The organism is Ruegeria sp. CDSC052 (assembly GCF_059610685.1).
The window spans coordinates 1,014,404-1,026,429 of the sequence record NZ_JBXWOB010000001.1; the positions used below are offsets into that span (position 1 = coordinate 1,014,404).

Consider the following 12,026-nt stretch of genomic DNA (forward strand, 5'->3'; position numbering starts at 1 on the left):
ATGGCGACTCTATCGCCCGCTTCTGATTTTGCACCTGTGGCAGCCACCTCGGCCGCCCCTGTTAGTACGCGCGACCCGCGTCTGGATTTCTATCGCGGAATTGCGATGTTCATCATCCTGATTGCGCATATTCCCAACGACCCTTGGGCCAAGTGGATCCCTGCCCGGTTTGGTTTTTCGGATGCAACCGAGATTTTTGTTTTTTGTTCGGGCATGGCCTCGGCCATCGCCTTTGGCGGCGCGTTCCTGCGCAAGGGCTGGTGGATGGGCACTGCGCGGGTATCATACCGGATCTGGCAGGTTTACTGGGCGCATATCGGCCTGTTCTTCTTTGTCGCGATGACGATGGCTGCGCTGAATCAAACAGGCCTGTTTGAGAAGAACTACATCTCGTCCCTGAACCTGCAGCATTTCTTCAATGATCCTGCGCCGCAGATCGTCGGCCTGTTCACCCTGACCTACGTGCCGAATTATTTCGACATTCTACCCATGTATCTGGTGGTTCTTGCAATGATGCCGCTGTTTATGGGCCTGTCCCGCATCGGATTCTGGGCGGTTGCAGCCACATCCGTTGCTATCTGGCTCGTGGCGCAGACCGACGTTCTGGACCTGCCCGCCGAGCCCTGGTCGGATCGTCAGTGGTTCTTTAACCCTTTTGGCTGGCAGTTGCTTTTCTTTACTGGCTTTGCATTCATGCGCGGCTGGATCCCGGCCCCTCCGGTGTCAAAAACGTTGATTTGGGCAGCGGCGCTGTTCCTGATCTTTTCAATGCCTTTCGGGTCGTGGAAAGTGTTCACATGGGTGAATGCCGCAGCCCCGGATTTGGCCGATGAAATCCGCAAAGTCTGGCCCATCACGAAGGAATTCCGCGACAAGACCGATTTCGGTCTGTTTCGCTACATGCATTTCCTGTCGCTGGCCTATCTGGGCTGGGTCGCTGCTGGCGAGCATGGACACCGCCTGATCGCAACCGGTCAGAGCGCAGGCGCCAAAGCTTGGCAAATCGTGCTGACCCTGGTCACCAAAGTGGGTCAGCAATCACTTGCCGTATTCGTATTTTCCATGGCAGCAGCACGACTTATCGGCGTTGGGCTCGATTTGTTTGGGCGGGATTTTGCCACTGTCTTTGTCGCTAATATGATTGGCTTTGCCATGATCATCAGCGTGGCCTATTTGGCCGCGTGGTTTAAGTCACAACCCTGGAAATCAAAGAAATGAAATTCACACGTCGCGCATTTCTGGCCACGACTTCGGCGCTTGCCTTCGCCCCGGCCACCTTTGCCGTGGGCGGAGAGGTCCCGTTTGACCGCAGTGACGTGATCTCGCTGGCCCGCGAGTTGGCCGCAAAGCCCTTTGCCGAGCGCGAGATGGTCCCGCAGGAATGGCAGGACCTGACCTATGAGCAATACCGCTCGATCCGGTTCCGCCTGGATCGTGCGCTTTGGTTCGAATCTGAGACGCCTTTCAACGTAGATTTCTTTACGCCCGGGCTTTATTTTCCGCGTACGGTTCAGGTCTCGACCGTCGAAAACGGCATGGCAAAACCCGTAGCCTTCGATCTGTCGATGTTTGACAAGTCGACCGAGGTCCCTCAGTTGCCCGTTGACGACACGCTGGGTTTTTCGGGCCTGCGCCTGCGGACTGAAATGCACCGCCCCGGAAAAACCGATGAGTTCTGTGTGTTTCAAGGCGCCAGCTATTTCCGCGCCATCGGCCTGCACGAGGTCTATGGCCTGTCGGCCCGCGGTTTGGCCCTGAAAACCGGCGACCCGGACGGTGAGGAATTCCCTGAATTCATCCGTTTCTGGCTGGAACGTCCCAAGCCCGGTCAGCGCAACATGGTGGTTCATGCCCTGATGGACAGCCTCAGCGTGACCGGTGCCTATCGGTTCAACGTCACGGCCGGCGCGGATTGCGTGATGGAGGTCGAGGCGACGCTGTTCCCACGCACCGAGTTGACCCATGTCGGCATTGCACCCGGCACGTCGATGTTCCTGTTCGATCAGACCAATCACAGCCGTTTCGACGATTTCCGCCCTGCGGTGCATGACAGCGACGGGCTGTTGATCCGCAACGGCGCTGGCGAGGTCCTGTGGCGGCCCTTGGCAAACCCGACCCGCCTGCAGTTCTCGTCCTTTGTTGACATGAACCCGCGCGGGTTTGGCCTGATGCAGCGGAAACGCGCGTTCTCGGATTATGCCGATCTTGAGGCGAGTTACCACAAACGCCCCGGCCTCTGGGTCGAGCCAACCGGCGATTGGGGCAAAGGCGCGGTCACTCTGGTCGAAATCCCGGCTGATCAGGAAATCTACGACAATATCGTCGCCTATTGGCGCCCGATGGAGCCCTATGCGGCCGGAAGCCAGGTGGACCTGTCCTACCGCCTTATCTGGGGTGAGGAACCAGAGCGCACCCCGATGCCACGCGTGATCAACACCGCGATGGGTGACAATACATTTGGCGAGGGCCGTCTGGCGGTGATCGACTTTGAGGCCAGCGAGCTATTCGACGAACCTGAGGCGATGACGATCTTTGTGGACTCGCCCCATGCAGAGACCTCGGAAGGCGTCCTACAGCGCAACCCCGATACTGGCGGCCTGCGGTTGGCCTTTTCCTTCGAGCCGGGAGACCGGAACCATGTGGAACTGCGCGCACAGTTGCTGAAAGACAAGCAGCCTGCCTCCGAAGTCTGGCTGTATCGTTGGACATCATGAGCAACGATCTGCATATCATGCCGCCTGAGGCACCCCTGGCGATGCCGGAGCAGAATTTCAGCGCTGGGTTCCGTGACGCTCAGGCGCCCCGCAGCAGGCAGGCATCTGCGGGATTCTGGCGTGCGCTGGCGTTCTCGCCTGCGATGGCGGCTACGCTGGGCTTGCTTTGGGTCATGACCGACTGGTTCGGAGCCGAAGGGATCAACCTGATCGAAGCGATTCTGTTGGCTCTGATCTCATTCAACTTTTTCTGGATCTCTTTCACGGTCTGCACCGTTTTGTTGGGTATGATTTCCCTGTCGCGGCAGGAACAGCCCAAACGTCAGGGCCGCCCACAGGCGCTGCGCGTCGCGCTTCTTATGCCGGTCTATAATGAAGTACCCTGGAACGTGCTGGGCAACGCCCGAACCATGCTGGAAGACCTGCGCGCGCGGGATGGTCAGCACCACTATGCGATGTTCATCCTCTCTGACACCCGCGACCCCGAGACCGCGGCACAGGAACAAGCCAGCGTCGAAGCGTTGCGCACCACCCTCGCGCCGGGACTGGAACTGTATTATCGTCGGCGAGAACAGAACACAGACCGCAAGGTCGGAAATATCGCAGATTGGGTCAGCCGTTGGGGTGCGGATTGGGATGCGATGCTCGTGCTGGATGCCGACAGCCTGATGACCGGCCGCGCCATCCTGCGCCTGACGGATTCTCTGGCGCGCGACCCCGGTGCGGGCCTGATCCAGAGTTACCCTCAGTTAATTGGCGCTCAGTCGGTTTTTGCTCGGATGCAGCAATTTGCCAATGGTGTTTATGGTATCGCCTTCGCCGAAGGTCTGGCCCGCTGGTGCGGTCAGGAAGGCAACTATTGGGGCCATAACGCGATTATCCGCACCAAAGCGTTTGCCAACTGCGCCGGGCTGCCGAAACTGCGCGCGATGAATGGTCAGGAAAAGCTGATCATGAGCCATGATTTCGTCGAGGCCGGCCTCATGCGGCGCGCCGGATGGGGCGTGCGGTTCCTGCCGCGTATCCGGGGCTCTTACGAGGAAACCCCGCCCACGCTGATCGACCATGCGCTGCGCGACCGGCGCTGGTGTCAGGGCAATTTGCAGCACCTGAAGCTGCTGGGCTCAACCGGTTTCCGCGCTGTATCGCGGTTCCATATGTTCCACGGCGCAGTCGGGTATCTGATGTCGCCGCTGTGGTTTGCCTTGCTGGTGATGTGGGCGCTGATCGGTCAGGGCGAGGATGCCTCGGTCCTTCATTATTTCAGCCCCGACAATCCGCTGTTCCCGCAATGGCCCGAGATGTCGGAAACCCGCCACGTGCTGATCATTCTGGTCATGTATGCCATGTTGCTGGCCCCCAAGGTACTTGGCGTGCTTGCCCTGCCACTTAGCGGTGTGCGCTATGCGGATTTCGGTGGCGCAGGTAAGTTCATGACCTCATTCATCTCGGAAGTCATCCTGTCGATCCTCTATGCGCCGATCCTTATGGTGCAACAGATGATCGCCGTCTTCCGGACAATTCTTGGTATTCAAAAAGGCTGGTCTCCTCAGGCGCGGGATGGTGGCAGCTATGGACTGCGGACGCTGATCTTATGTCACACGCTGGAAACTATCAGCGGTATAGCCTTGGGCGCCGGCATCCTATCGGGTCTGGTGTCAATCTGGCTGGCTCCGATTGCCATAAGCCTGGCCTTTGCCATCCCGCTTTCCGCACTCAGCGGCGTTTCAACCTCACCGGCGCGGCGCATGGTCGGAATGAAAGAAGATGTTCAGGAACCGGCAATCACCCGGTCCGCACGTCTCCACAGGGATGAATTGAAGCGCCTGGTCGAAGGCAAAACCGTCATGACCCCTGCCGAGTGATCAACCACCCGGCAGGCCTTCGTACCACTCTACCATCATATCCGACCATCCCTGCGGCACGTTGTGACCACCTGGGAAAAGTGCGAATTCCAACATCGCGCCATCGGCGCATCCGGTCCATCTGCGGCGCATGAATTGCCCGGTCGTGGAAAATCCGCTGGGTTTGGTATCGGCGCATTCGTTTGCGACCCGCCAGATTTCCAGACCGGCAAAGATATCGCCCTGATGGAATCGACCACCGCCCAAAAGACGCCCTTCCAGCGGGACTACATTGTCGGTCCAGCCATGGGTGTGAAACATGCGCACCGGGCCATCGCAGGCCTCGGGATGCGGTCGCCAAAACCCACCTGAAACCGGAGCATAGGCCGAAAACGTATCCGGCGCCGCGCAGGCGAGGTAGTAGACCATGAAGGCCCCCGCAGAAAACCCGCCCAACACGACGCGGTCATCATCGACCCCGAACCGGTCCGACGCATCCTGAACCACCTCGCGCAGAAAAGCCGTTTCGTCACGCCCTTCCCAACCCGGGAAGAAATTCCAGCTTTGGCGGCCGTTACGCTCGGACCCCTCCGGTGCCATAACCGCATATCCGCGCGCAAGCAGAGGATCAACCAAGCTGCGGTTCTTCAGCGTTCCGGTCGCAGTCCCGCCATAACCGTGCAGAAACACCACCAGCGGTGGGTTTTCGGTTTCGGGAAGTTCGATATGGTACCCACCCGACGGCGTTTCGCACATGTCTTCCTGATCGACACAGGCGGCCATTCCTGCATTCGCGATCACGGCCATCCCGACCGACAGAAACAAGCTTCGGATCATTCTGCTTTCCCATCATAGTGTTGAACCGGCAGGCCTGCCCGGACCCAGCCCGGCCCTGCTGCTGAGCCTAACATACCCTCGGGCACGTCGATGATATTTGCGAACCCCGCCTCGGACAGCTGGTTGCTCAGCCGGGCCGAGCGCACACCGCGCGCGCAGATCAGGGCGATTGGGGCGTCGAGGTCTCCGCCGACAATCTGCAGCAGCGCCTCATCAAAATCATCGCGACGCATGTCTAGGGGATGCGCGCCTTCGCCCACGCCTGAGGCATCCCATTCGCGTGGGGTACGGATGTCCACCAAAAATATATCTCCAAGCTTAGCTTGCTGATGCGCATCCCCGACACTGATCCGACCGCCCGCATAGCTCTGCGGGATCAGGCGGTATTCACGGATTGCAAAACCGCCCAGAACAGCAGCCGCACCAAACAGCAAAACAATTCGCCGTGTCCGGTTTGCCCCAGCAGCCACTGTAATCCCTCCTGATCCGATGCAGTCCTATGTATCACAGCAGCTTATCCAGTTCCGCGTCGAAATTAACCTGCCTGTTCAAGTTCGTGTCATCGCCGCTTTACCTGTACCATCCTCTGCCTTGGGGCCCCTGAACAGGCAGAATGGCTTGCAATCGCTGGACACTCCGCGAATTATCCTTACAAAATCAATAGCACTTTTGACCGCCCAGACCGGAGTATCGCAGTTGTCCCTATTCCTCATCGCGGCCCTTCCCTTCCTCGGAGCTGTATTCCCAGCCCTTTTGATCCGGGCTGGACGAAACGCAGCAGCCTCGGCCGCTGGGTTGACCACTTTTCTGGCGCTGATGGGGCTGTTGATTCACATCCCAACCGTGATGCGCGGCGAGGTCGTTACCGCCCGGTTCGACTGGATTCCGGCACTGGGCCTAAACGCCAATTTCATGTTGGACGGCCTTGGGTTTCTGTTCGCGCTGCTGATCCTTGGCATCGGTTTGCTGATCATCCTCTACGCCCGGTTCTACCTGTCGCGCGAAGACCCGATGGGGCAGTTTTACACCTATTTGCTGCTGTTTCAGGGCGCGATGGTGGGAATCGTTCTGTCGGACAATATCCTACTTTTGCTGATATTCTGGGAACTTACCTCGCTTAGTTCATTCCTTTTGATCGGATATTGGAAACACCTCCCCGAGGGACGACAGGGCGCACGTATGGCGCTGGCTGTGACCGGCTCTGGCGGCTTGGCGATGATTGCGGGGATGCTGATCCTGGGCAATATCGTTGGCTCTTATGACCTAAGCGTCATTCTCCAGAACAAAGAGCTGATCCAGTCTTCACCCTATTACATGCCAGCGCTGGTCCTGATTTTGCTGGGGTGTTTCACCAAATCGGCACAGTTCCCCTTCCATTTCTGGCTGCCACACGCGATGGCCGCCCCTACGCCAGTATCAGCCTATCTGCACTCGGCCACGATGGTAAAGGCAGGGTTGTTCCTGATGGCCCGCATGTGGCCCGTTCTGGCGGGTACTGATGCGTGGTTCTACATTGTGGCCACAACCGGCCTGGTAACCATGCTGATCGGGGCCTGCATCGCCCTGTTCAAAGACGATCTCAAGGCGCTGCTGGCGTTTTCGACCGTGTCGCATCTGGGCCTGATAACCATGCTGCTGGGGTTTGGAACCAAGATCGCCGCCGTTGCTGCCATCTTCCACATCATCAACCATGCGACGTTCAAAGCAGCCCTGTTCATGACCGCCGGTATCGTGGATCACGAGGCCGGGACCCGCGACATCAAGCGACTGGGCGGATTGCGCCATTTGATGCCCATCACCTTCACCATCGGGACGATTGCCGCACTTTCCATGGCCGGTCTACCTCCGCTGAACGGGTTTCTGTCCAAGGAGATGATGCTGGAGGAAACGGTCCACACAACCTGGCTGCATTCGCATTATCTTGTGCCCGGACTGGCGCTGCTGGCGGCCTTGTTCTCTGCAGCCTATTCGTTCCGCTTTGTTGGTCACGTGTTCCTTGGTCCAGTACGCGACGATTACCCAACCCATCCACATGACCCACCGGCCGGGCTTTGGCTTGCACCCGCTTTCCTGGTCGTGCTTGTCGTCCTGATCGGTCTTTATTCCAACGCCATCGTAGGTCCGCTGGTGGCGGTTGTTTCAAGTGCGGTAATCGGGGGCGAGAAGCTGCCCTATTATTCGCTGAAACTCTGGCACGGGTTTACGCCTGCCTTGTATATGTCCGCGTTCGCCACACTGGGTGGCCTGGCCTTGCTGGCACAGCATCGGCGTGGTGAGTTCATCTGGAATGCCCTGCCCAGACCCGAGGCGAAAACCATTTTTGACGCAGTGATCGCTGCGCTTACGGCGACCAGCCGCTGGGTCACAGATACTCTGCATAACGGGGTCCTCAGCCGGTATGCGGCCATCCTGATCGTCTTTACGGTTGGGCTGGGATATTATGCATTCGCCACCGGATCTATTGGCGTTGAAACACGCACGCCCCTACCCGTTCAGATCATTCCGTTCATTGGCTGGATCTGCCTGATCGCCGCGACGCTGGCCATCATGTGGTTCCACCGCAACCGGCTGCTGTCCTTGGTGCTGATCGGAGTCGTTGGCCTGATCGTCTCGATGGCGTTCAACTATCTGTCCGCCCCTGATTTGGCCCTGACGCAGATCTCGGTCGAGGTGGTGACGATGATCCTGCTGTTGCTGTCGCTGAACTTCCTGCCCACGGACACCCCCTGGGACAGCAGCGCGGCACGGCGCTGGCGGGATGCCGCGATCTCGGTCGTGGCAGGCATCGGATCAGGTGCATTGATCTATGCGCTGATGCTGCGGGATTTCGGCTTTCCCAGCATTTCCGAATTCCATCTGGCCAATTCGTATAAGGGCGGCGGAGGCACCAATGTCGTCAACGTGATCCTGGTGGATTTCCGGGGCTTTGATACCTTCGGCGAGATTATCGTTCTGGGCATTGCCGCCCTGATCATCTTTGCCCTGACCGAGGCGGTGCTGGAAACCAATGTCCGGGCCTATCTGCTGAACCGCAAACCGCATTGGCCACAATCGGGCGACTCGCATCCGCTGATGATGGTTGTGGCAACCCGTGTGATGATGCCCATCGCGCTGATGGTCGGGGCCTATATCTTTTTCCGCGGCCATAACCAGCCAGGTGGAGGGTTCATCGCCGGTCTGGTCGTCGCCATCGCCTATCTGATGCAATATATGGCCAGCGGTTATACCTGGGCCATCGAACGGCAACGGTTCTATTACCACGGCACAATCGGTTGGGGCGTTCTGATCGCCGCAGCAACTGGAATTGGCGCATGGTTCAATGAACGTCCCTTCCTGACCAGCGATTTCGGATATCTGAATTGGCCGCCGCTGGAAGAGTTCGAATGGGCAACCGCCATGCTGTTCGATACCGGTGTGTTCCTTGCGGTTTTAGGCGCGGTGATGCTGGCACTGGATAGCCTGTCCCGCTTGGCCTGGCAGCCCGGCATGGCGCAGGAATTCCCGATGGATATCAACCCGCTGCGGGACGATCCGCCTGAAGAAGAACAAGAAGAAAAGGAGCAGGTCTGATGGAAGCGCTCGTAGCCTCTGCGGTTGGCGTGATGACCGCCGCCGGGATTTTCCTGATCCTGCGTCGCCGGACTTTTCCGGTCATTCTGGGACTGTCTCTACTGACCTATGCGGTGAACGTCTTTTTGTTTGCCACCGGGCGGCTGGCTTTGGACGCGCCGCCGGTTCTGAACAAATATGAAGAGGTCGCCTATACCGATCCCTTGCCGCAGGCCCTGGTGCTGACCGCCATCGTGATTTCATTCGGGATGACTGCGGTGATCGTGATGATCTCGCTTTCGGCTTACCTGTCGGCCAAGGATGACCACATCGACATGGCCGCTCATGACAATACGGACGCGCCGGGAGAAGACGCATGAACCATTGGATCGTTGCGCCAGTCGTCCTGCCCGCGATTCTGGCTCCGTTCATCATCATGGTCCTGCGGTACCACCTTGATTTGCAGCGCATATTCTCGGTCGCCGGTGTCGTGGCACTGCTTGGCATCGCCCTGACAATCACCGCACAGGCCGCAGGTGGAGACATTCTGGTCTATGAGTTGGGCAACTGGCCAGCGCCCTTTGGAATCGTGCTGGTGCTGGATCGGTTATCTGCCATGATGGTCTTGCTGACCGCGCTTTTAGCCCTTCCGATAGTGCTTTATTCAATTGCCTCCGGATGGGATGCACGCGGCAAGCACTTTCATCCCTTATTCCACTTTCAGCTTATGGGCGTATGCGGTGCCTTTCTGACAGGTGACGCCTTTAACCTGTTCGTGTTCTTCGAGGTATTGCTGATCGCGTCCTACGGTTTGATGACGCACGGCGGTGGAGCCGTTCGGCTCAAGGCAGGCGTACAATATGTCGCCTACAACCTTTTGGGCTCAACGCTGTTTTTGTTTGCCCTTGGCACACTCTATTCAGTGACCGGCACGCTGAACATGGCGGATATGGCTGTACGGATTGCCGAGCTTCCGCTCGAAGACACCGCTCTGATAAGAGTGGGTGCTGCCCTGTTGCTGCTGGTATTCTGCATTAAGGCTGCAGTTCTACCGCTGCATTTCTGGCTACCGGCCAGCTATGCGAATGCTCCTATGCCAGTTGCAGCGCTGTTTGCGATCATGACAAAGGTCGGGGCCTACTCGATCTTGCGCATGTACACGCTTGGCTTTGGCCCCGAGGTATTGGTTGCGCATGATCTTGTGATCAACTGGCTGCAACCTGCCGCTTTGGTAACTCTGGCCGTTGGTACAATCGGCATATTGGGCTCACGACACATCGCGCGCCTAGTGGCTTTTTGCGCCATCGCGTCAATGGGTACCCTGCTGATTGCAATTTCCCTGTTCACCGAAACAGCAACCGCCGCCGCTTTGTTCTATATCTACCATTCGACGCTTGCGACGGCGCTGTTGTTCCTGATTGCTGATCTGGTGATCGAGCGGCGCGGAGGCGCGATTGCCCCAAAGCACCCTATGGCACAGACCGGACTGATTTCCGCACTGTTCTTTATTGGTGCGATTGCTTTGGCCGGGATGCCGCCCCTGTCCGGGTTCATTGGCAAACTGCTGGTCCTGGACGCCGCGCGAGATGCACCAGACGCAAATACGGTCTGGGCTGTGGTATTGATCGGCTCATTCGTAACCATAGTAGGGCTAGCCCGCGCCGGAACTTTGATCTTTTGGAAAAGCCATGACGCCAGCTTGGCCACCGACCAAGCCGATACAGCTGACGGCGAGACCGCCTTTCAGGCAGCCCCGGAACCTTCGCCCGGGTTGGCCTTTACGTCGGTATTTGCTTTGATCATCGGTCTGGTCATGCTGACATTGTTTGCCGGGCCTGCAATGAACTACGCTACCAGCACAGCGGAACAGTTGTTTGCACCCGAAAACTACATCTCGGCCGTGTTAGGGGTGGAAGAATGAAAAAACTGCTTCACCGGATATTCCCGCACCCGCATCTGACTTTCCTGCTGACGGTCGTGTGGATTTTGCTGGCAAACACACCATCGCTGAATTCACTGGTGTTTGGCCTTGTGCTGGGGATTATCATCCCCTTCGTCACACAGCCGTATTGGCCAGACCGGCCCATTCTTCGGAATTGGCCGATGATCGCCGAATACATATTGGTGGTTCTATGGGACATTGTTGTCGCCAACATGACAGTTGCTAGGATCATCCTCTTCAAACGGGATTCCGACCGTGAACCGAACTGGGTCTGCATTCCGCTGGAACTGCGCACACCAGAGGCGATTACGGTTCTGGCCGGGACAATCACCATGACCCCCGGCACCGTCAGTTGCGATCTGTCCGCGCAGGGTCACAACCTGCTGGTCCACTGCCTCGATGCGCCAAACCCGGACGAAGTACGCGATCAAATCAAGCAACGATACGAGCGCAGGCTAAAGGAGATTTTCGAATGATCGAGCTAGCAATCTACTTTGCCTTTGCCTGTTTCGGCGCAGCCATCATGATGTGCCTGTGGCGGATCATTACGGCCGATGGAGTGGGCACCCGGGTTCTGGCGCTGGACACGATGGTGATCAACACAATTGCCCTTATGGTGCTTTACGGGCTGTTTCTGGGGACCGAAATCTTCTTCGAGGCTGCCATGATCATCGCCATGCTCGGCTTTGTCTCAACCGTTGCCTACGCGCGCTTTATGCTGCGCGGCAATATCATCGAGTGAGGGCGACATGTCGGTAATCTTTGAATTTCTGGTCGCCTTCTTCCTGGTTGTTTCAGGCATATTTGGTTTTGTCGGATCGTACGGGATGATCAAGCTAAAGGACCCGATGTCCAGGCTTCACGCCCCCACCAAAGCGACAACGCTTGGGGTGGGTGGCGTTCTGATCGCCTCAATCATCCATTCCGTATTGATCGAACATCACCTGTCTCTGCACGAGCTGCTGATCACGCTGTTTCTATTCCTGACTGCTCCGATCACGGCCCTGTTTATTGCCAAATGGCATATTCACCGCCATGAAAAGCCCCAGGATCTGCCGGACGCGGGTGAGGACAAAATCTGGGCTACACATGCGGTCGAACAGGTCGAAGACGTTCCTGATCACAGAAACACCTGATACC

Annotated in this window: 11 protein-coding genes; 9 read left to right on the forward strand and 2 right to left on the reverse strand. The window is 57.8% G+C overall.

Going from position 1 to position 12,026, the window contains the following annotated elements; all coding sequences use genetic code 11:
• Genes AC2FIM_RS05095 through mdoH form a run of 3 tightly spaced genes read left to right on the forward strand, consistent with a single transcriptional unit; the run spans position 1 to position 4,579 of the window.
• A complete protein-coding gene (locus AC2FIM_RS05095) occupies positions 1-1,218 on the forward strand; it encodes an OpgC family protein (protein ID WP_281994375.1) in 1,218 nt (405 codons plus the stop codon).
• Positions 1,215-2,714: an OpgD/OpgG family glucan biosynthesis protein gene (locus AC2FIM_RS05100; RefSeq protein ID WP_496677946.1), complete on the forward strand. Its 1,500-nt coding sequence runs from the start codon at positions 1,215-1,217 to the stop codon at positions 2,712-2,714. The genes AC2FIM_RS05095 and AC2FIM_RS05100 overlap by 4 nt, the downstream gene beginning before the upstream one ends.
• Entirely contained in the window at positions 2,711-4,579 is a 1,869-nt protein-coding gene (gene mdoH, locus AC2FIM_RS05105; protein ID WP_496707890.1) for a glucans biosynthesis glucosyltransferase MdoH, read from the forward strand. The genes AC2FIM_RS05100 and mdoH overlap by 4 nt, the downstream gene beginning before the upstream one ends.
• Here the strand turns inward: mdoH and AC2FIM_RS05110 are convergent, their stop codons facing one another.
• Together AC2FIM_RS05110 and AC2FIM_RS05115 are read right to left on the reverse strand one after the other, a co-directional pair.
• Positions 4,580-5,395 (reverse strand): CE1 family esterase, encoded by an 816-nt coding sequence (locus AC2FIM_RS05110; RefSeq protein WP_496707889.1) that lies wholly within the window; start codon positions 5,393-5,395, stop codon positions 4,580-4,582.
• Positions 5,392-5,865: a rhodanese-like domain-containing protein gene (locus tag AC2FIM_RS05115; RefSeq protein WP_496707888.1), complete on the reverse strand. Its 474-nt coding sequence runs from the start codon at positions 5,863-5,865 to the stop codon at positions 5,392-5,394. The genes AC2FIM_RS05110 and AC2FIM_RS05115 overlap by 4 nt, the downstream gene beginning before the upstream one ends.
• A 226-nt stretch (positions 5,866-6,091) precedes the next feature.
• Between AC2FIM_RS05115 and AC2FIM_RS05120 the strand changes: the two genes are divergently transcribed.
• From AC2FIM_RS05120 to AC2FIM_RS05145, 6 genes are read left to right on the forward strand one after another with little or no spacing between them, the layout of a single operon-like run.
• Positions 6,092-8,965, forward strand: coding sequence for a monovalent cation/H+ antiporter subunit A (locus AC2FIM_RS05120; RefSeq protein ID WP_496677974.1), 2,874 nt, complete (start codon positions 6,092-6,094; stop codon positions 8,963-8,965).
• Positions 8,965-9,324, forward strand: a complete 360-nt coding sequence (locus AC2FIM_RS05125) for a Na+/H+ antiporter subunit C (RefSeq protein ID WP_142632852.1) — start codon at positions 8,965-8,967, stop codon at positions 9,322-9,324. The genes AC2FIM_RS05120 and AC2FIM_RS05125 overlap by 1 nt, the downstream gene beginning before the upstream one ends.
• A complete protein-coding gene (locus AC2FIM_RS05130) occupies positions 9,321-10,865 on the forward strand; it encodes a monovalent cation/H+ antiporter subunit D (protein ID WP_142632850.1) in 1,545 nt (514 codons plus the stop codon). Before AC2FIM_RS05125 ends, AC2FIM_RS05130 begins: the two co-directional genes overlap by 4 nt.
• The gene (locus AC2FIM_RS05135; RefSeq protein WP_142632848.1) at positions 10,862-11,362 is read left to right on the forward strand and encodes a Na+/H+ antiporter subunit E; all 501 of its coding nucleotides are present in this window, start codon (positions 10,862-10,864) and stop codon (positions 11,360-11,362) included. Before AC2FIM_RS05130 ends, AC2FIM_RS05135 begins: the two co-directional genes overlap by 4 nt.
• Positions 11,359-11,628 carry a K+/H+ antiporter subunit F gene (locus AC2FIM_RS05140; RefSeq protein ID WP_142632846.1) on the forward strand — a complete coding sequence of 90 codons (270 nt, stop codon included), beginning with the start codon at positions 11,359-11,361 and terminating at the stop codon, positions 11,626-11,628. The genes AC2FIM_RS05135 and AC2FIM_RS05140 overlap by 4 nt, the downstream gene beginning before the upstream one ends.
• 7 nt (positions 11,629-11,635) lie before the next feature.
• Positions 11,636-12,022, forward strand: coding sequence for a Na+/H+ antiporter subunit G (locus AC2FIM_RS05145; protein WP_142632844.1), 387 nt, complete (start codon positions 11,636-11,638; stop codon positions 12,020-12,022).
• The last annotated feature ends 4 nt before the right edge of the window (positions 12,023-12,026 follow it).

Bases quoted from the DNA above. Each gene is read 5' to 3' on its own strand.
- AC2FIM_RS05095 (WP_281994375.1), top strand. From the start codon at position 1: ATGGCGACTCTATCGCCCGCTTCTGATTTTGCACCTGTGGCAGCCACC.
- AC2FIM_RS05100 (WP_496677946.1), top strand. From the start codon at position 1,215: ATGAAATTCACACGTCGCGCATTTCTGGCCACGACTTCGGCGCTTGCC.
- mdoH (WP_496707890.1), top strand. From the start codon at position 2,711: ATGAGCAACGATCTGCATATCATGCCGCCTGAGGCACCCCTGGCGATG.
- AC2FIM_RS05110 (WP_496707889.1), bottom strand. From the start codon at position 5,395: ATGATCCGAAGCTTGTTTCTGTCGGTCGGGATGGCCGTGATCGCGAAT.
- AC2FIM_RS05125 (WP_142632852.1), top strand. From the start codon at position 8,965: ATGGAAGCGCTCGTAGCCTCTGCGGTTGGCGTGATGACCGCCGCCGGG.
- AC2FIM_RS05130 (WP_142632850.1), top strand. From the start codon at position 9,321: ATGAACCATTGGATCGTTGCGCCAGTCGTCCTGCCCGCGATTCTGGCT.
- AC2FIM_RS05135 (WP_142632848.1), top strand. From the start codon at position 10,862: ATGAAAAAACTGCTTCACCGGATATTCCCGCACCCGCATCTGACTTTC.
- AC2FIM_RS05140 (WP_142632846.1), top strand. From the start codon at position 11,359: ATGATCGAGCTAGCAATCTACTTTGCCTTTGCCTGTTTCGGCGCAGCC.
- AC2FIM_RS05145 (WP_142632844.1), top strand. From the start codon at position 11,636: ATGTCGGTAATCTTTGAATTTCTGGTCGCCTTCTTCCTGGTTGTTTCA.